This is a genomic window from Inquilinus limosus DSM 16000, assembly GCF_000423185.1.
In the GTDB taxonomy this organism is placed as follows: Bacteria; Pseudomonadota; Alphaproteobacteria; order DSM-16000; family Inquilinaceae; genus Inquilinus; species Inquilinus limosus.
In genome coordinates, this window is the sequence record NZ_AUHM01000023.1 from 91193 (window position 1) to 109334 (window position 18142).

The following is an 18142-nucleotide window of genomic DNA, read 5'->3' on the forward strand; positions in this document are numbered from 1 at the left end:
CAATGATCTGAGACTGAGAGGACCCGCCCATGGACCCGATCGCCACGCGCCCGCTGGGCAAGAGCGGCGTTCCCGTCACCCAGCTCGGCTTCGGCGGGGCGCCGCTGGGCGACCTCTACCAGAAGCTGCCCGACGCCCAGGCGATCCAGACCATGGCGCGGGCGCTCGACCTCGGCGTCACCCTGGTCGACACCTCGCCGCTCTACGGCTACGGCCTGTCCGAGCACCGCTTCGGCCAGGCGCTGCGGCCGCGGCCGCGCGACAGCTATGTGCTGTCGACCAAGGTCGGCCGCTATTTCGTGCCGCCGCGGCGGGGCGAGGCGTTCGACCGCGGCACCTGGGCCGGCGGGCTCGAGTTCAAGCCGGTGTTCGACTACAGCTACGACGGCGCGATGCACTCCTTCGAGCAGAGCCTGCTGCGCCTCGGCATCTCCTCGGTCGACATCCTCCTGATCCACGACGTCGACATCTGGACCCACGGCTCGCGCGAGGCCTATGAGCAGCGGCTGCAGGAGGCGCTGGCCGGCGCCTACAAGGCGCTGTTCAAGCTGCGCGAGGAAGGCGTGGTCAAGGCGATCGGCGTCGGCGTCAACGAGGTCGAGGCCTGCATGCGCTTCGCCGAGGGCGGCGATTTCGACTGCTTCCTCCTGGCCGGGCGCTACACCCTCCTGGAGCAGACCGCGCTCGACGACTTCCTGCCGCTGTGCCAGCGCCGCAACATCGGCATCATGCTGGGGGGGCCGTACAATTCCGGCATTCTCGCCACCGGCGCCGTGCCGGGCGCCCGCTACAACTATCAGCCGGCGCCGCCGGAAATCCTGGAGCGGGTGGGCCGGATCGAGGCGGTGTGCCGGCGCCACGGCGTGGCCCTGCCGGCGGCGGCGATCCAGTTCCCGCTGGCCCATCCGGTGGTGGCCTCGATGATCCCGGGCGCGGTGAAGCCGGAGGAGGTGGAGCGCAACCACGCCCTGATCGCGACGCCGATCCCGGCCGATTTCTGGGCCGAGCTGAAGCGCGAAGGCCTGGTGCGCGAGGACGCGCCGGTTCCGGGCTGAGTTGGGCCGCCGGCCGGCGGCACCATCTTCACCGAGCAAGGGAGGCACGGATGGCTGAGCGGCGGATCGTTCCCGCGGCGGGCGGCGCCGGGCTGGTCCTCAGGCGCGGAGAGCGGCTGCGGATCATCGACACCGAAGGCGGGCAGACCGGGGACCTCCTCGCCTATTCGCTCGACGGCGGCGAGCGGCTGTCGAACGGCCGCAGCTTCGACTATGGCGGCCGGATCTACCTCTCGACCGGGGATGTGCTGTGGTCCGACCGCAGCAACCCGATGCTGACCATCGTCGAGGACCAGGTCGGCCGGCACGACTTCCTCTATGCGCCCTGCAGCCTCGAGATGTACCGCATCCAGTACGGGGTGAAGGACCATCACCCGAACTGCCACGACAACCTGCGGGCCGCGCTGCAGAGCCTGGGGATCGATCCGGGTGCCCTGCCGACGGCCTTCAACGTCTTCATGAATGTCGAGGTCGCGGCCGACGGGACGCTGCTGATCGTGCCGCCCCGGTCCCGCGCCGGCGACGCGATCGTGCTGCGGGCCGAGATGGATCTCGCCGTGGCCATCTCGTCCTGCCCGGCCGGGACCTGCAACGCCGGCGCCCCGCCGCGCCCGCTCGCCTTCGAGGTGCTCGGCGACTGACAGTGGGCCGGGGGCAGGCTTTAGAAAACCGTCATTGCGAGGAGGCGAAGCCGACGAAGCAATCCAGAGGGTGGTGCCGCCTGGATCGCTTCGCTACGCTCGCGATGACGATTTTTGGTTGTGCCCGGCCTCAGATCAGCCCCAGGCTCCGGAAGCTGGAATGGCCCTTGCGGCCGACGATGACGTGGTCGTGCAGGGTCACGCCGACCGTCTCCAGCGCCCGTGCCACCGCCTTGGTCATCTCGATGTCGGCGCGCGACGGGGTCGGGTCGCCGGAGGGGTGGTTGTGGACCAGGATCAACGCGCTGGCGCCGAGCTCCAGCGCCCGGCGCGCCACCTCGCGCGGATAGATCGGCGCCTGGTCGACCGTGCCCTGGCCCGCGGCGTCGTCGGCCAGCAGCGCGTTCTTGCGGTCGAGATACAGCAGCCGCACCTGCTCGACCCCGCCGAACTTCATGGCGACGCCGAGATAGTCCAGCAGCGCCTGCCACGACCCGATCACCGGCCGGTCGACGACCTGCTCCTTCAGCATCCGCTCGGCCGCGGCCTGCACCACCTTCAGCAGGGCGATGGTGGCATCGCTCAGGCCGCCGCGCTGCGCCAGCTGGGCCGGGGTCGCGGCCAGCACCGCGCCCAGGCTGCCGAAGGTGGCGATCAGCTGCTTGGCCAGGGGCTTGGTGTCGCGCCGCGGGATCGCCGCGAACAGCAGCAGCTCCAGGATCTCGTAGTCGGCCAGGGCAGAGGCGCCGGCGGTCAGGAAACGCTGCCGCAGCCGGTCGCGATGGCCGGCATATTGGGGGACCGGTTCCGTCGCGTCCGGCGGCGCGGTCACGACACCGGCCCGATCACGCGACGGGGTATGGCGGCTGGGTGTGGCCGGCGGGGGAGAGGGTGAAGATCTCCACCCCGTCCCTGGTGACGCCGACCGTGTGCTCGAACTGGGCCGACAGGCTGCGGTCGCGGGTCACCGCGGTCCAGCCGTCGGACAGGATCTTCACCGCCCAGTGGCCGGCATTGATCATCGGCTCGATGGTGAAGATCATGCCCTCGCGCAGCGCCAGGCCTTCGCCGCGCCGGCCGTAATGCAGGATGCTGGGCGGGGCGTGGAACACGCGGCCCACGCCGTGGCCGCAGAAGTCGCGCACCACCGAGAAGCGGTGGCCTTCGGCATAGCTCTGGATGGCGTGGCCGATGTCGCCCAGCGTGGCGCCGGGCTTGACCGCGGCGATGCCGCGCATCATCGCCTCGTAGGTCACCTCGATCAGCCGCCGGGCCTTGACCGCGACCTTGTCGCCGGCGACGTACATCCGGCTGCTGTCGCCGTACCAGCCGTCCAGGATCGGGGTGACGTCGATGTTCAGGATGTCGCCGTTCTCCAGCTTCCGGTCGCCCGGGATGCCGTGGCAGACGACATGGTTCAGCGAGATGCAGCTCGATTTCGGGTAACCGCGATAGCCCAGCGTGGCCGGCACCGCGCCGTGGTCGCGCATGAAGCCGTCCAGCAGGCGGTCGAGCTCGTCGGTGGTGACGCCGGGGCGCACATGCGGGGCGATGAAGTCGAGGGCCTCGGCCGCCAGCCGGCCGGCACGCCGCATCGCCGCGAACTCGGCCTCGCCATGCAGGGGGATGTGGCCTTCCTCGCGGGTCTGGGGTTCCACCTCGGTCACGCTTTCTGTCCTGTCTCGCATCGCCTCTAGCCTATAGCACCGGCGCCGGGCCGTCGCCACCCGCGGGGATATGGGGTCGGCCGGCCGGGATTCCGAGGACCGGCCCGCATCGCCGCCGGGCATCTTGACTCCAGTTTATAACCGAACGATCATTTACAAACTCGGCAGACGGATCGGGAGGATGTGATGGCGCTTCCATTGGCGGGAAAGATCGCCTTGGTCGCGGGCGCGACGCGCGGGGCCGGGCGGGGGATCGCGGTGGAGCTGGGGGCGGCCGGCGCCACGGTCTACGTCACCGGGCGCAGCATCCGCGGTCAGCCCTCGGAGTACCAGCGGCCCGAGACGATCGAGGAGACGGCGGAGCTGGTCTCGGCCGAAGGCGGCACCGGCATCGCCGTGCAGACCGACCATCTGGTGCCGGAGCAGGTGGAGCGGCTGGTGGCCCGCATCCGGGCGGAGCAGGGCCGGCTCGACATCCTGGTCAACGACGTCTGGGGCGGCGAGACGCTGTTCGAGTGGAACAAGCCGGTGTGGGAGCACGACCTGCAGCGGGGGCTGCGGCTGCTGACCCTCGGCGTCCACACCCATCTGATTACTGCGCATTACGCCCTGCCGCTCCTCATCCAGCGCCCGGGCGGCCTGCTGGTGGAAGTCACCGATGGCACCGCCGAGTACAATGCGGACCACTACCGGCTGTCGCCCTTCTACGACCTCGCCAAGGTGTCGGTGAACCGGTTGGGCTGGGCCCATGCCAAGGACCTGGCGCCGCACGGCGCCACCTCGGTGTCGCTGACGCCGGGCTGGATGCGGTCGGAGATGATGCTGGAGGCCTACCGGGTCACCGAGGAGACCTGGCGCGACGCGACGAAGATCCAGCCGCATTTCATCATCTCCGAGACGCCGCGCTTCACCGGCCGGGCCGTGGCGGCGCTGGCGGCCGATCCGGACCGGGCACGCTGGAACGGCCAGTCGCTGTCCAGCGGCCAGCTGGCGCAGGTCTACGGCTTCACCGACCTCGACGGTTCGCGGCCCGACGCTTGGCGCTATGTCGTCGAGGTGCAGGATCCGGGCAAGCCGGCCGACGCCACCGGCTATCGCTAGCGGCGTTTTCCGCCTGTCTCGCGGCCCGTCCAGGCGATAGCATCGCCCGGGACAACGCCCAGGGCAGGACCATGACCGACACGCGCATCGTGACCGCCGCCGTTCTGGTGATCGGCGACGAGATCCTTTCCGGCCGCACCAAGGACGCCAACATGGCCTTCCTGGCCGAGCGGCTGACCGATCTCGGCATCCGCCTGCGCGAGGCGCGGGTGGTGCCGGACGACCCGGAGGAGATCGTCGCCGCGGTCAACGCGCTGCGGGCCCGCTACGACTATCTCTTCACCACCGGCGGCATCGGTCCGACCCATGACGACATCACCGCCGAATGCGTCGCCCGCGCCTTCGGCGTGCCGCTGCTGCGCCATCCGGAGGCGGTGCGGCGGCTGGAGGCGCATTACGAGCCCGGCCAGCTGAACGAGGCGCGGCTGCGCATGGCGAACGTGCCGGAGGGCGGCGAGCTGATCGACAACCCGGTCAGCGCCGCCCCCGGCTTCCGCATCGGCAATGTCCATGTCATGGCCGGGGTGCCGCGGATCATGCAGGCGATGTTCGACGGCATCGCCCCGACCCTGGCCGGCGGCGACCGGGTGCTCAGCCGCACCGTGACCTGCGATCTGGGCGAGGGGGTGATCGCCGCCGGGCTCGGCGCCATCGCCGCGGTCTATCCGGAGCTGACGATCGGCAGCTATCCGTATTTCCGGGCCGGGAAGTTCGGCACCAGCCTGGTGCTGCGCGGCACCGACGCCGAGCGGCTGTCCTCCGCCGCCGAGGCGGTGCGCTCCCTCGTGGTCTCGCTCGGCGGCACCGCCGGCGCGGAGCCGGAGAAGACCGAGTAGGCGAGGCCGATCAGGAGGGCGATGCCGAGCCAGAGGGCGGCATAGAGCAGGCCGTGCCCGCCCCAGCCCCGGCGCAGCGCGGCGGGCGCCACCAGGATCAGGGCGGCGACCAGCCAGATCAGGTGGATCCACTGGAAGTCGGTCATGCCCCGGACAATGGGGCGCGATCCGCCCGCCGGCAAGGCGCATTCGGCTTGCGCGGCGGGCGAGGGCGCGCCATAGAGGCCCCGCGCGGACGTGGTGGAACCGGTAGACACAGCAGACTTAAAATCTGCGTCCTTCGGGAGTGCGGGTTCGAGTCCCGCCGTCCGCACCAGATGTCTTCCCCTTGGCAGATGGGACCGCGGCTCTAGTCCCTCCGCGGCGCCCTCAGTTCGATCCTGCAGGCCACCTCGCTCCCACACCCGGCGCACCTCAACGCCATCTCGATCTTCAACAACCTGGCGTCGCTGCCGAAGCGCTGCATAAGTCGCCGGCGGTCCAGCTCCCGCCGTCGATTGCAGCGCCCGCACTTCGCCACGATGCCGGTAAGGGGCGAGATATCGGAAAGCCGGAGGCCGATATCCCAGTTGTTCTGAACACGGTCCCTCACCTGGGGCGCCGGCGGCCCTTTCCCGTATCACCGAAGATGCGCCTTTCCGCGGCCTCGATCCCGCCCCGCAGAAGGGCGTCGATCTCCTCGTCGCTCATGCCCTGGTCCCGTGCGCCCCATATCACCTCCTCGCGGCGGGCCTTCATGGCGCTGATGAGGAGATGCGGGTCGGCGGAGTCGGGGCGGAAGGCCGCCCGGAGGTCCTCGCCGAAGGGGCCTCTGCGGTGCTTCATGGGCCTCCTGGTGCTCTCGGGTTGATCGAATGTTCGCTAAATGTTCTATATCTCCGGGCGGCTGGGGAGTCGAGTCGGTTGGGGAAGGGTCGCTGCAAAGGGCCATGAAAGCGACCGGGAGCGCGTTGACTCTCGCCCTATCGGCCCTATGCTCGGATATCGATATCGGAATTCGATTCCGTGACTCCGAGCCCGCGCATGAACAGAGAGCATGGAGCACCAAGACCTGCTGAGCGGCCTGATCCGGCTGCACGTCCTGCACCACGCGGTCGAGGGCGAGCTGTACGGCCAGTGGATGATCGAGGAGCTGGCGCGGCACGGCTACAAGCTCAGCCCCGGAACGCTGTATCCGATGCTCCGCGCCATGGAGAAGAAGGGCTATCTGGTGTCGCGCGACCAGCGCGTCGGCCGGTCGATCCGGCGCGTCTACTCGGCGACGCCGCTGGGCCGGGACGCGCTGGTGATCGCCAGGGGCAAGGTTCGCGAGCTGATCGGTGAGCTGATCGAGCACGACTGACCGGTCGGCCGCCAATGTCGAAGGGGGCAGGGATGACTGAGAAGGCCTTCAGCGTGCTGTTCCTGTCGCGCCGGAATTCGGCGCGGAGCATCGTGGCCGAGGCCCTCCTGAACAAGGAGGGCAAGGGCCGGTTCCGCGGCTACAGCGCGGCCGTCGAACCGGCGTCGGCGCTCGACCCGCAGACGATCGCGCTGCTGCGGATGGCCGGACTCCCGGCCGAAGGCCTGCGGCCGAAGCATATCGGCGAATTCGCCGGGCCGGGCGCGCAGCCGCTCGACTTCGTGTTCACCCTCAGCGACACCGCCGCCGGCGAGACGCAGCCGGAATGGCCCGGACGGCCGATCACGGCGCATTGGAGCATGCCGGACCCGGTCCTGGCGACGGGCGAGGACTGGGAGCGGGTGCAGGCCTTCGCCCGGGTGCTGCGGGAGCTCGAGCGCAGGCTGCGGATCTTCATGAGCCTGCCCTTCGACACGCTCGACCGGATGAGCCTGCAGCACCGCGTCGACGAGATCGGCCGTCCGCCCGACGCCGGCTGACACGGCTCGCCCGTCAGCGCGCCGCCGTCGCCCGTCCGCGCTTGGGCAGGCTGCCCGCGGGCAACCAGAACACCTCGCCGTCGCTGTGCTCGGTCGGCAGCCACAGGAACGGCGTCTGCGGATACTCGTCCTCGAGGGTCTCGCGGTCCTCGCCGATCTCGCAGAGCAGGCCGCCGTCCGGATGCAGATGCTCCGCCGCGCCCGCCAGGATGCGGTGGACCAGGTCGAACCCGTCCTCGCCGCTGGCCAGCGCCATGCGCGGCTCGTGCCGGTATTCCGCCGGCAGCCGGTCCATGACCTCGCGCCCGACATAGGGCGGGTTGGTCAGGATCAGGTCGTAGCGGCGGCCGGCCACCGGGGCGAACAGGTCGCCCTCGAGCAGCCGGACGCGGTCCTGCAGCCCGTGATCGGCGACGTTCTCCGCCGCCAGCGCCAGCGCGTCGGCGGACAGGTCGACGGCGTCGACGGCCGCGTTCGGGAAGGCATAGGCGGCCAGGATCGCCAGCGACCCGCCGCCGGTGCAGAGGTCGAGCACCGCGGTCACCGCCGCCGGGTCGGCGATCAGGCCGGTGTCCGGATCCGACCCGTCGAAGAACGGCGAGGCCAGCAGCTCGGCGATGTAGGAGCGCGGCACCAGCGCCCGGCTGTCGGCGCGGAACCGGACCCCCGTCAGATAGCCGTGCCCGGTCAGGTAGGCGGCCGGGATGCGCTCCTCGATCCGCCGCGCGATGCGCTCGCCCAGCAGCGTCCTCTCGCGCGCCGTCAGCCTGGCGTCGGCGAAGGGGTTGAAGTCGTCCACCGGCAGCCGGAGGCTTTCGAGGATCAGGAACGCCGCCTCGTCGAGCGCCGAGGACGCGCCGTGCCCGAAATGCAGCCCGGCCTCCTCGAAGGCGCTGACGGCATAGCGCAGCACGTCGCGCAGGGTGACGAGCTCCTGGATCTCCCGCCGGGGGTCGGCGCTGACGGGCGGCTCGGCGGGACGGGAAGGTGTGCGGTCCGGCATGGCGGCATGCTTCTGCTCGCCATCGCCCTCCGGTGCAAGCGATGTTTTCAGGACCTATTCATCCGGTCCGATCGACGGGCGGCTCATCCGTCACGGCGTCCGCGAATTTCCGCATCAGCCGCACCAGCTCGTCGAACTCCCGCGGGTCCCATGATTCGAAGACGGCGCGGCCGATCCGCTCGCGCGCGGCGTCGACCCGGTCGGTCATCGCCTTGCCTTTCGCGGTGACGACGGCCTCGCGCACGCGGCGGTCGGCGGCGCTGCCCCGGCGCTCCACCAGGCCCAGGCTCTCCAGCTTCGCGACCTGGCGGCTCACGGTGGTGTGGTCGCGCCCCGCCCGGTCGGCCAGCTCGACCACGCCGATCGGCCCGAACCGCTCAATCCCGACCAGCAGCGGGAACAGCGCCCGGTCCAGCGGGATCCCGGCCTCGCGGATCAGCACTTCGTCGCGCTGTGGCCGGTTCATCACCGCGACGATGTCGAGCAGCGCCCCGTGCAGCGCGCGCAGCTGCTTGCTGATATGTGTATTTTGCACATTCCTTCTTGGCGGCATCGCGGGTCTCCTATATATGTGCATTATGCACATAGTTGGCTGTCGAAAGGGAAGGGTCATGAAAGCCGCCATCGTCCGGGGACCCGGGCAGACGCCCGTCTACGGGGATTTTGCGGAGCCGATACCGTTCCCGGGCGAGAGCCGCGTGGCGGTCACGGCCGCCGCCCTCAGCCCCGTCGTCAGGAGCCGGGCCTCCGGCACGCATTACAGCGCCTCCGGCCGGTTCCCCTTCGTCGTCGGCATCGACGGCGTGGGGCGACTCGACGACGGCAGCCGAGTCTATTTCGTCCTGCCGGAGGCGCCGCACGGCAGTATGGCGGAACGGACAGTGGTGCCGTCGGCCCAGTGCCTGCCGGTGCCCGACGGGCTGGACGACGTGACCGCCGCGGCCATCGCCATCCCCGGCATGTCGTCCTGGGCCGCCCTTGCGGAGCGCGCCCGGCTCCGGCCCGGGGAGACCGTGCTGGTCAACGGCGCCACCGGAACGGCGGGGCGCCTCGCCGTGCAGATCGCCAGGCATCTCGGGGCGGAGAAAGTGATCGCGACCGGCCGCAACGCCGACGCCCTGCGCGCGGTCGCGGCCCTCGGCGCCGACGTGACGATCCCGCTCGGCGGGGACGAGGCGGCCCTGGAGGATCGCCTCGAAGCCCAGTTCGCCGCAGGGGTGGATGTCGTCCTCGACTATCTCTGGGGGCGCAGCGCGGAGCGCCTGCTGACCGCCGGCGCCAGGACCGGGGCGGAGGCCGTGCCCATCCGATTCGTCCAGATCGGCTCGATCAGCGGGCCCGACATCACGCTGCCCGGCGCGGTTCTGCGCTCCTCGGCGATCGAGCTGATGGGCAGCGGCATCGGCAGCATTCCGCTCGACCGCCTCGTCGCCGCCGTCGGCGCGATACTGCAGGCGGCCGTGCCCGGCGGCTTTGCGGTCGCCGCCGATCCCATCCCGCTGTCGGAGGTCGGGCGGGCCTGGTCCCGCGCCGACAGCACCCGACGCACCGTGTTCACCCTCGACCGGCAGACCGCCTGAGATGCGCCCGACCGATACCGCCGGTGACGCCGCGCCGCGCGGGCTCGACCGCCGCCTGATGGCGTCGCTGTTCGCCGTCGTCTGCCTCGATGCGGCCAGCAGCAGCGCCATCCTGCCGATCCTGCCCTTCTTGCTCCGGGATCTCGGCGCCACGCCGCTGATCCTCGGCCTCGTGCTCGGCGCCGAGGCGCTCAGCCAGTTCCTCGCCGCGCCCTGGCTGGGGCAGCTCTCCGACCGGTTCGGGCGGAAGACGGTCCTGCTGGCCAGCCAGGCCGGGGCGCTGGTCAGCCTCACCCTGCTCGCCATGGCCGACAGCGTGGTCTTCGTTCTGCTGGCGCGGGTTCTGCTCGGCCTGACCGCGGCGAATTTCGCGGCCGCGGCCGCTCGCGCCGCCGATGGCAGCGGCCCGGCCGACCGGCGTCAGGCCATCGGCATCCTCAGCGCGGGCCTCGGCCTCGGCGGCATGATCGGCCCCAGCCTCTCAGGCATGCTCGCCGGCACCTCCCTGGCGGCGCCGATCTGGGCCGCGCTGGTGCTGTCGGCGGCCAGCATGCTGGTGACCGGCCTTGGGCTGCGGGAAGCGCCCGGCCGGCCCGGCGGCGATGCCGAGCAGGTGGTCCGGGAGCGGGCGTCGTTCCGGTCGCTCCTGGCCTCGCCGGCGATCCGAATCCTCGTCGCCGTGCTGCTGTGCCACTACTTCGCCTACGGAATGTTCAGCTCCCAACTCCCCGTCTTCCTGGGCGACACCTTCACCTGGAACGGCCATGCCTTCGGCCCGCGGGAGCTCGGCGTGATCCTGACCGCCGACGGCGCCATCAACATCCTGGTCCAGCTGTTCCTGCTGAAATGGCTCGGCCGCCGATTCGGCGAGAGAACCCTGATCGTCCTGGTCTTCGCCATCCTGTCGGTCGGCTATGTCGCGGCGGGGCTGGCGGTCGATATCGGGACGCTCGCCTTCGCCGTCCTCTGCGTCAGCACCGGGGTGGCGCTGGCGCGGCCGACCTTCGTCGCCGCGCTCTCCGTCCATGTGCCGCGACAGCGCCAGGGCGTCGTCATGGGCGCGACCCAGTCGCTGGTCGCCGTCACCGACACGGTCTCGCCGGTCGTCGCCGGCGTCATCGTCGGACAGGCGCTCTACGCGGCGTGGATCGGCGCCGTCGTCGCGACCGCCATGGCCGGGGCCGTGATCGCCCGCAGCCGGCTTCGTCCCCGGGACGATGCGGCGGCGATCGCCGCCGGAGGCTGAAGATTGCCGCCGGCGGCCCGGCCTGCGAGGGTAGGCCGATGTGGGTTCACCTGGACAGCGCCCCGCTCGGGGACAGCGTGCTCGACCTCTACGGGCGCGACGGCGTCTACATGATCCGGGTCGACGGCTGGGAGCTGATGAACGGCGAGTACCACGAGTCGGAGGACCGGCTCGGCGAATTGGCCGCCCGGCTGGTCCGGACGCCCGATCCGGAGGTGCTCGTTGGCGGCCTCGGCCTCGGCTACACCCTGGCCAGCCTGCTCCGGCATCTCGGCAGGGCGGGGCGCGTCACCGTGGCGGAGATGTCGGCGGCGGTGATCCGCTGGTTCGGGCGCATCATCGGGCCCCGTCTGCTCGGTGCGCTGCCGGACACCATCCGGATCCGCCACGGCGACGTCCTCGCCGTGGCGGCCGAGGGCGCGGCCTATGACGCCATCCTCCTCGATGTCGACAACGGCCCCCGGCCGCTCTCCGCGGCCGGCAACGCGGCGATCTATGCGGCGGAGGGCCTGCAGGCGCTGCGCCGGGCGCTGAAGCCGGGCGGGATCCTGCTGGTCTGGTCCGGCTTCGAGGATCCGGACTATGTCGCCAGGGCGCGCTCCGCCGGCTTCTCGCCCGCCCGGCTGCCGGTCCTGCGGCCGGGCGGGGCCGAGCCGTTCCATGTGATCTACGTCCTGTCGGCATCGCCCCTCGCTCAGGACGAGCTGGACCGCTTCGGCCTGCAGCCGCTCTAGCCCGACTTCTCTGGACCACTCCGTCCTCGCCGTGTACATGGCTGGACGCCCTGTCGCGACCCGCTGGCCGGAGAAGCCCGTTGCCATTCCCGAGAATCCTGTCCGCCTCGGCCGCCCTGCTGCTGCTCGCCGCCTGCGCCGAGCCGCAGACGGCCGAGAGCGTGACCGCGGCCGCGCGGGAGAGCTTCGGCCAGAGGATCGCGCCCTTCCAGGACCACCCCTCGGCGCAGATGATCGCCGAGCTCGGCCCGCCCGATCACGAGACGTCCACGCCCGAGGGCGGCCGCAAGCTGGTGTGGGAGCGGCACGACACCAAGACGATCGAGGACCAGGTCCTGCCGATCGCCTGCACCGTCACGGCCCTGACCAACAGCCAGGACGTGGTGTTCTTCGTCCTGGCCGGCGGCAACACGATCTACTGCTCCGAGGTCTTCGCCGCCAAGGCCTCGTGACGCGGCCGTTCGGCTGACGCCAGGCGCCGGCTCATCCCGCCCGTGCGGCCCCATTGCAGCAGGGCGACGAGGCCGGCCAGCGCCAGCGCGGGAATGTAGACCCAGAGATGCGGCGGCCGGTCCGCCGGCTTCAGCACCGCGGTGACGTCGTAGCCCGCCTCGAGGCCGACGCGCCGGGCGTAGGAGCCGAAGCCGACATTGGTGATGGTGACGCCGTCGCCCATGGCGGTGACGGTCAGCCCCGCCGCGCGCAGGCGCTGGGCCGGGTCGGGCTGCGGGTCGCCGAGCGGCAGGCTGACGGTCTTGCGCACATCCTCGCCCTCGATCGAGATGCCCTCGACCACGAAGGTCAGGCGATGGCCGGCCGGCGCCGCCGCGGCCTCGGCCAGGATGGCGGCGGGGGGCTGCTCGACGGTGGATGGGTAGAAGCGGTCCAGCCACCAGTCCGGCCGGAACAGGGCGAAGCAGGCGACCAGCAGCAGCGCGCTCTCCCACAGCCGCGACCGGGCCACGAAATAGCCCATGGTCGCGGCGGAGAACAGCAGCACCGCGGCGAAGGTGACGGTGACGATGGCCGCGAGGTCGGCCCAGCCATGAACCCCGATCAGCAGCATGCCGGGGTTGAACACGAAGACGAAGGGCAGCACCGCGGTGCGCAGCGAGTAAAGAGCGCCCTGGAACCCGGTCTTGATCGGGTCCTCGCGCGAGATCGCGGCGGCGGCGAAGGCGGCGAGGCCGACCGGCGGGGTGATGTCGGCCATGATGCCGAAATAGAACACGAAGAGATGCACCGCGATCAGCGGGATGGCGACCCCGGCCTGGGCGCCGAGCTCGACCACCACCGGCGCCATCAGCGTCGCCACCAGGATGTAGTTGGCGGTGGTCGGGATGCCCATGCCGAGGATCAGGCTGATCACCGCGATCAGCGCCAGCATGACCATGACGTTCCCGCCCGACACGGCCTCGACCAGCTCGGTCATCATCAGGCCGAGCCCGGTCAGGGTGACGGTGCCGACCACGATCCCCGCCGTGGCGGTGGCGACGGCGATGCCGATCATGTTGCGGGCGCCGAGGCCCAGCCCGTCGACCAGCTCGGCGATCGACCGGCGCAGCGCCTGCGGCACGTCCTGCCGCCGGAACAGGGCCAGGATCGGCCCGCGTGTGGCGAGAATGCCGATGATGCTGGCGGTCGCCCAGAAGGCGGACAGGCCGGGCGACATCTGCTCCACCATCAGGCACCACAGCAGCACCACCAGAGGGATCAGGAAGTCGAGGCCGGTGCGGGTCACGTCCCAGGCCCGCGGCAGGTGCAGCAGCGGCGTGTTCGGATCGTCGATGGCGAGGTCCGGGAAGCGCGCGGCATAGGCCAGGCTGGCGCCGTAGAGGGCAAGGCCGGCCAGGGCCAGGATCCAGGGCGCGGCGCTGCCGAAGGCGGCCTGGGCGCCGAGGATGCCGTAATAGAGCAGGGCGATGGCGACGATGCTGCCGCTGAGGCCGAGCCCGGTGCGCAGCAGCCGGGTCCGCAGCGCGGTGCGCTCGCGCGGGATCGGCCTGGCGCCGATCTTCAGCGCCTCGAGATGAACGATGTAGAGGAGGGCGACATAGGAGGCGACGGCCGGCAGCAGGGCGTGCTTGACGATCTCGGAGTAGGGGATGCCGACATACTCGACCATCAGGAAGGCGGCGGCGCCCATCACCGGCGGCATGATCTGGCCGTTGATCGAGGACGCGGCCTCGATCGCCCCGGCCTTCACGCCGGACAGGCCGGTCCGCTTCATCAGCGGGATGGTGAAGATGCCGCCGGACACGACGTTGGAGACGGAGGAGCCGGAGACGACGCCGTTCAGCGCCGAGGACACGACCGCGACCTTGGCCGGGCCGCCGCGCAGATGGCCCAGCAGGGCGATCGAGATCTGCATCATCCAGTTGCCCGCCCCCGCCTTGTCCAGCAGCGTGCCGAACAGGACGAAGAGGAAGACGAAGCTGGTCGAGACACCCAGCGCGATGCCGAAGATGCCCTCGGTGGTCAGCCACTGGTGCTGCAGGAACTTGGTCAGCGACGCGCCCTTGTGCTGCACCACCTCGGGCATCCAGGGCCCGGCGAAGGTGAACAGGATGAACAGGGCGGCGACGCCGACCATCGGCAGGCCCAGCGCCCGCCGCGTCGCCTCCAGCAGCAGCAGGATGCCGGCGCCGGCGGTGACCAGGTCCAGCATCGTCGGCTGGCCCGGGCGCTGCGCCAGCTCGCGGTAGAACAGGAACAGATAGGCGCCGGCGAAGGCCCCGGCGACGGCCAGGATCCAGTCGGTCGCCGGCACCCGGTCGCGGCGCGACCGGACGAAGGCCGGATAGGCGGTGAAGGCCAGGAACAGGGCGAAGCCCAGATGGATCGCCCGCGCCTCGGTGTCGTTGAACACGCCGAAGCCGAAGGAGAAGGGCAGGGGCGAGGCGTACCACAGCTGGAACAGCGACCAGGCGATGGCGACGGCGGCCAGAAGCGTGGCCGCGACGCCGGTCGGCTTGCGGCCGCCGGTATCGGCTTCGGCGACGAGCTGCTCCAGCTCCGCGCTGGGCTGCAGCCCCGGCGTGTCGGTCATGACCGCCTCTCCCTGTTTGTCATGGGCTCAGGTTGTTCCACGCGAGGGGCGGCGTGGAGCCGCCCCGCCGCGGATCACATCCAGCCCTTCTCCTTGTAGTAGCGCTCCGCCCCCGGGTGCAGCGGGGCGGAGAGGCCGGCCTTGATCATCTGCTTCGGGTCGAGATGGGCGAAGGCCGGGTGCAGGCTCTTGAACTCGTCGAAATTCTCGAACACCGCGCGGACCAGCTGATAGACCGCCTCCTCGTCGGTGCCGGCCGAGGTCACCAGCGTCGCCAGCACGCCATAGGTCTCGGTCGCGTCCGGATTGGCGTTGTAGAGCCCGCCCGGGATGGTGGCGCGGGCGTAGTAGGGCTTGTCCGCCAGCAGCTTGTCCACCGCCGGGCCGGTCAGCGACACCAGCTTGGCGCCGCAGGTCGTGGTCGGGTCCTGGATGTTCGCCGAGGGATGGCCGACGCCGTAGAAGAAGCCGTCGATCTTGTCGTCGCACAGGGCCGGGCCGTGCTCGTCGGCCTTCAGCTCCGAGGCCAGCGAGAAATCGGCCAGGGTCCAGCCCATCGCCGCCAGCAGCTCCTCCATCGAGGCGCGGGTGCCGGAGCCGGGATTGCCGACATTGAAGCGCTTGCCCTTGAGGTCGGCGAAGCTGGTGACGCCGGCCTCCTTGCGCACCAGCACGGTGAATGGCTCGGGATGGACCGAGAACACGGCTCGCAGCTCCTGGAACGCCCCCGAATCCTTGAACGCACCGGCGCCGTTCAGCGCGTTGTACTGCACGTCCGACTGGGCCATGCCGAAATCGAGCTCGCCGGCCCGGATCGAGTTGACGTTGAAGGCCGAGCCGCCGGTCGATTCGACCGAGCAGCGGATGCCGTGCGTCTTGCGGTCCTTGTTCAGCAGGCGGCAGATCGCGCCGCCCGCGGCGTAGTAGACGCCGGTGACCCCGCCGGTGCCGATGGTGACGAAGCGCTGCTGCGCCGCGGCCGGGCCGGCGCCGAGCGCCAGGGCCGCGGCGGTGACGGCCGCGAGCAGCGATGCGGTGACCTGAAGCCTCATGATCTCTCTCCCCTTCTGATCGTGTGGTGGCCTCCCTCTCTGGCGGAGGGGTGGCCGGTCTCTGTCAGGCTGCCTTGGCCGGCAGGCCCGCAATGGCGGCGTCCACGGCGTCGCCGAGGCGTTCGACGATCGCCTCGACCGCCGCGCCGTCGACGATGAAGGGCGGCGCCAGCAGCACGTGGTCGCCCTGCACCCCGTCGACGGTGCCGCCCATCGGATAGACCATCAGCCCCCGCGCCATCGCCTCGCGCTTGACCCGGGCGTGCAGTTTCAGCGCCGGGTCGAAGGGCGCCTTGGTCGCGCGGTCGGCGACCAGCTCGACGCCCAGGAACAGCCCGCGCCCGCGGATGTCGCCGACCTGCGGATGGTTGCCGAAGCGCTCGCCGAGGCGCCGCGCCAGGCGCGCGCCCATGGCCGCGACATTGTCCATCAGCCTCTCGCCGCGGATCACCTCCTGCACCGCCAGGCCGGCGGCGCAGGCCATCGGGTGGCCGGTATAGGTGTGGCCGTGCTGGAAGAAGCCGGAGCCATGGGCGAAGGCGTCGAAGATCCGGCGCGCCAGCAGCACCGCGCCGATCGGCTGGTAGCCGCCGCCCAGCCCCTTGGCGATGGCCATCAGGTCGGGGGCGATGCCCTCCTGGGTGCAGGCGTGCAGCGTGCCGGTGCGGCCCATGCCGCACATCACCTCGTCGAGGATCAGCAGCACGCCGTGGCGGTCGCAGATCGCGCGGATGCGCTTGAAGTAGTCGGCGACCGGCGGCACCGCGCCCATGGTGGCGCCGACCACCGTCTCGGCGACGAAGGCGGCCACGGTCTCCGGCCCCAGCTCCAGGATCTTGTCCTCCAGCGCCTGGGCGGCGCGGGCGGCGTAGTCCTCGTCGCTCTCGCCCGGCTCCTGCAGACGGTAGGCGAAGCAGGGATCGATGTGGTGGGTCTCGATCAGCAGCGGCCGGAACGGCGCCCGCCGCCATTCGTTGCCGCCGGTGGCCAGCGCCCCCAGCGTGTTGCCGTGATAGCTCTGGCGCCGGGCGATGACGTGGCGGCGCTGCGGCTGGCCGGTCTCGACGAAATACTGCCGCGCCATCTTCAGCGCGGTCTCGATCGACTCCGACCCGCCGCTGGTGAAGTAGACATGGCTCAGCCCGGCGGGGGCGTCCTCGACCAGCCGGTCGGCCAGGCGCTCCGCCACCTCGCTGGTGAAGAAGCTGGTATGGGCGAAGGCCAGCCGGTCCAGCTGGGCGTGCAGCGCGGCGATGACCTCCGGATGGCCGTGGCCGAGGCAGGAGACGGCGGCGCCGCCCGAGGCGTCGATGTAGCGCCGCCCCTCGGCGTCGACGATCTCGATTCCCTTGCCGCCGACGGCGGTGGGGAACTCGGCATGGATCTGGCGGTGCAGGATGCGGGTCATGGCTGTGCCTTGGCGATCCGGGGGCGGAGGTGGGTGTCGAAGGCGGCCAGCTGCGCCTCGGTGCGGCGCAGCGCGGCGGGGGCGTCGGTGCCGCGGCCGGCGACCAGCGCCGCCAGGATCTCGGCGGCGACGAAGCCCGGCGCCAGGCTGTGGAAGAAGGACGGGCTGTCGGTGGCGACCAGGATCGTCTCCGCCGCCGCCTGGGCCAGCGGCGAGACCTCGCTGTCGGTGACCGCCACCACCGCGACGCCGCGCGCAGCGGCCCAGCGCGCGGTCTCCACCGTGGCCCGGGTGTAGGGCGACACGCTGGCGGCCAGCAGCACGTCCTCCGGCGTCGCCGCGCGGATCGGGTCGGTGCCGGTGGCGCCCGCGGCGTCCAGCAGCACGGTCCGCTCGCCCAGCAGCGACAGGACGTAGTGCAGGTGCCAGGCCACGGCGTGCCCAGCGCGCAGGCCCAGGCAGTAGATGCGCCGGGCCGCGGCCAGCCGCGCCGCGGCGGCGGTCAGCCGGTCCAGCGCCGCCGGCTCGGCCAGGCGGGCGATGTGGCCGGCGACGGTCGTCGCGATCTCCGCCGCCAATGCCCGGTCGCCCTTCAGCGTCTGGCTGGCCAGCTGGGCGTCGGCGCGGCCGGCGAAGCCGATATCCCCGGTGCGCACCGCCTCGGCATAGAGGGCGCGGACCGAATCGTAGCCGTCCAGGCCCAGGCGCTTGGCCAGCCGGGTCATCGTCGCCGGCGGCACGCCGGCCTGGCGCGCCTGCTCCCGCATCGACAGCAGGGCGACGTCGCGCGGCCGGTCCAGCACATAGCGGGCCGCGGCCTGAAGCTGCGCCGGCATGGCGTCGAAGCGCTCCACGATCCGATCGGCGAGGGGGCCCTGATCCATGGATC

Annotated in this window: 19 protein-coding genes and 1 tRNA gene; 11 read left to right on the forward strand and 9 right to left on the reverse strand. The window is 71.3% G+C overall.

Annotated elements, in window-relative coordinates; genetic code table 11:
* Nucleotides 1–29: 29 nt before the first annotated feature.
* Together G537_RS0120280 and G537_RS0120285 are read left to right on the forward strand one after the other, a co-directional pair.
* Entirely contained in the window at nt 30–1055 is a 1026-nt protein-coding gene (locus G537_RS0120280) for an aldo/keto reductase (protein WP_026871676.1), read from the forward strand.
* Between the two features lie 50 nt (nt 1056–1105).
* Complete coding sequence (locus G537_RS0120285) at nt 1106–1696, forward strand: DUF1989 domain-containing protein (protein ID WP_026871677.1); 591 nt, start codon at nt 1106–1108, stop codon at nt 1694–1696.
* A gap of 130 nt (nt 1697–1826) precedes the next feature.
* Here the strand turns inward: G537_RS0120285 and radC are convergent, their stop codons facing one another.
* Together radC and map are read right to left on the reverse strand one after the other, a co-directional pair.
* Nucleotides 1827–2528, reverse strand: coding sequence for a RadC family protein (gene radC, locus G537_RS0120290; RefSeq protein ID WP_026871678.1), 702 nt, complete (start codon nt 2526–2528; stop codon nt 1827–1829).
* A gap of 13 nt (nt 2529–2541) precedes the next feature.
* The gene (gene map / locus G537_RS0120295) at nt 2542–3354 is read right to left on the reverse strand and encodes a type I methionyl aminopeptidase (protein WP_026871679.1); all 813 of its coding nucleotides are present in this window, start codon (nt 3352–3354) and stop codon (nt 2542–2544) included.
* 195 nt (nt 3355–3549) lie between these two features.
* Between map and G537_RS0120300 the strand changes: the two genes are divergently transcribed.
* The 3 genes from G537_RS0120300 (at nt 3550) to G537_RS0120310 (ending at nt 5616) form a co-directional block, all read left to right on the forward strand.
* Entirely contained in the window at nt 3550–4464 is a 915-nt protein-coding gene (locus G537_RS0120300; RefSeq protein WP_026871680.1) for an SDR family oxidoreductase, read from the forward strand.
* A 71-nt stretch (nt 4465–4535) separates the two neighbouring features.
* Nucleotides 4536–5300, forward strand: coding sequence for a competence/damage-inducible protein A (locus tag G537_RS0120305; protein ID WP_026871681.1), 765 nt, complete (start codon nt 4536–4538; stop codon nt 5298–5300).
* A gap of 231 nt (nt 5301–5531) precedes the next feature.
* Nucleotides 5532–5616, forward strand: a tRNA-Leu gene (locus G537_RS0120310).
* Nucleotides 5617–5888: 272 nt separating this feature from the next.
* Here the strand turns inward: G537_RS0120310 and G537_RS0120320 are convergent.
* On the reverse strand, nt 5889–6125 hold the full coding sequence (locus G537_RS0120320) for a hypothetical protein (protein WP_026871682.1): 237 nt from the start codon (nt 6123–6125) through the stop codon (nt 5889–5891).
* Between the two features lie 211 nt (nt 6126–6336).
* Here G537_RS0120320 and G537_RS0120325 point away from each other — a divergent pair, with 211 nt between their 5' ends.
* Nucleotides 6337–6642 (forward strand): PadR family transcriptional regulator, encoded by a 306-nt coding sequence (locus tag G537_RS0120325; protein ID WP_026871683.1) that lies wholly within the window; start codon nt 6337–6339, stop codon nt 6640–6642.
* A 32-nt stretch (nt 6643–6674) separates the two neighbouring features.
* Complete coding sequence (locus G537_RS0120330) at nt 6675–7181, forward strand: arsenate reductase ArsC (protein WP_026871684.1); 507 nt, start codon at nt 6675–6677, stop codon at nt 7179–7181.
* A gap of 13 nt (nt 7182–7194) precedes the next feature.
* Here G537_RS0120330 and prmB read toward each other — a convergent pair whose 3' ends face one another.
* Both prmB and G537_RS0120340 read right to left on the reverse strand, forming a co-directional pair.
* The gene (prmB, locus tag G537_RS0120335; protein WP_081688931.1) at nt 7195–8184 is read right to left on the reverse strand and encodes a 50S ribosomal protein L3 N(5)-glutamine methyltransferase; all 990 of its coding nucleotides are present in this window, start codon (nt 8182–8184) and stop codon (nt 7195–7197) included.
* A 58-nt stretch (nt 8185–8242) separates the two neighbouring features.
* Nucleotides 8243–8719: a MarR family winged helix-turn-helix transcriptional regulator gene (locus G537_RS0120340; protein WP_245579059.1), complete on the reverse strand. Its 477-nt coding sequence runs from the start codon at nt 8717–8719 to the stop codon at nt 8243–8245.
* 163 nt (nt 8720–8882) lie between these two features.
* Here G537_RS0120340 and G537_RS0120345 point away from each other — a divergent pair, with 163 nt between their 5' ends.
* The 4 genes from G537_RS0120345 (at nt 8883) to G537_RS0120360 (ending at nt 12196) form a co-directional block, all read left to right on the forward strand.
* Complete coding sequence (locus G537_RS0120345; protein WP_245579060.1) at nt 8883–9764, forward strand: quinone oxidoreductase family protein; 882 nt, start codon at nt 8883–8885, stop codon at nt 9762–9764.
* Between the two features lies 1 nt (nt 9765).
* Nucleotides 9766–11010, forward strand: a complete 1245-nt coding sequence (locus G537_RS38950; RefSeq protein ID WP_034852381.1) for an MFS transporter — start codon at nt 9766–9768, stop codon at nt 11008–11010.
* A 38-nt stretch (nt 11011–11048) separates the two neighbouring features.
* On the forward strand, nt 11049–11744 hold the full coding sequence (locus tag G537_RS38955; protein WP_051248717.1) for a polyamine aminopropyltransferase: 696 nt from the start codon (nt 11049–11051) through the stop codon (nt 11742–11744).
* A gap of 80 nt (nt 11745–11824) precedes the next feature.
* Nucleotides 11825–12196: a hypothetical protein gene (locus G537_RS0120360; RefSeq protein WP_026871688.1), complete on the forward strand. Its 372-nt coding sequence runs from the start codon at nt 11825–11827 to the stop codon at nt 12194–12196.
* Here G537_RS0120360 and G537_RS0120365 read toward each other — a convergent pair.
* The 4 genes from G537_RS0120365 to G537_RS0120380 all read right to left on the reverse strand — a co-directional run bounded on the left by G537_RS0120365 (nt 12160) and on the right by G537_RS0120380 (nt 18137).
* The gene (locus G537_RS0120365; RefSeq protein ID WP_026871689.1) at nt 12160–14793 is read right to left on the reverse strand and encodes a TRAP transporter permease; all 2634 of its coding nucleotides are present in this window, start codon (nt 14791–14793) and stop codon (nt 12160–12162) included. The two genes, G537_RS0120360 and G537_RS0120365, sit on opposite strands and share 37 nt — an antisense overlap.
* 74 nt (nt 14794–14867) lie before the next feature.
* Nucleotides 14868–15845, reverse strand: coding sequence for a TAXI family TRAP transporter solute-binding subunit (locus G537_RS0120370; RefSeq protein WP_034852383.1), 978 nt, complete (start codon nt 15843–15845; stop codon nt 14868–14870).
* Nucleotides 15846–15909: 64 nt separating this feature from the next.
* Nucleotides 15910–17253 carry an aspartate aminotransferase family protein gene (locus G537_RS0120375; protein ID WP_026871691.1) on the reverse strand — a complete coding sequence of 448 codons (1344 nt, stop codon included), beginning with the start codon at nt 17251–17253 and terminating at the stop codon, nt 15910–15912.
* On the reverse strand, nt 17250–18137 hold the full coding sequence (locus G537_RS0120380) for a MurR/RpiR family transcriptional regulator (RefSeq protein ID WP_026871692.1): 888 nt from the start codon (nt 18135–18137) through the stop codon (nt 17250–17252). The genes G537_RS0120375 and G537_RS0120380 overlap by 4 nt, the downstream gene beginning before the upstream one ends.
* Nucleotides 18138–18142 lie beyond the last annotated feature (5 nt).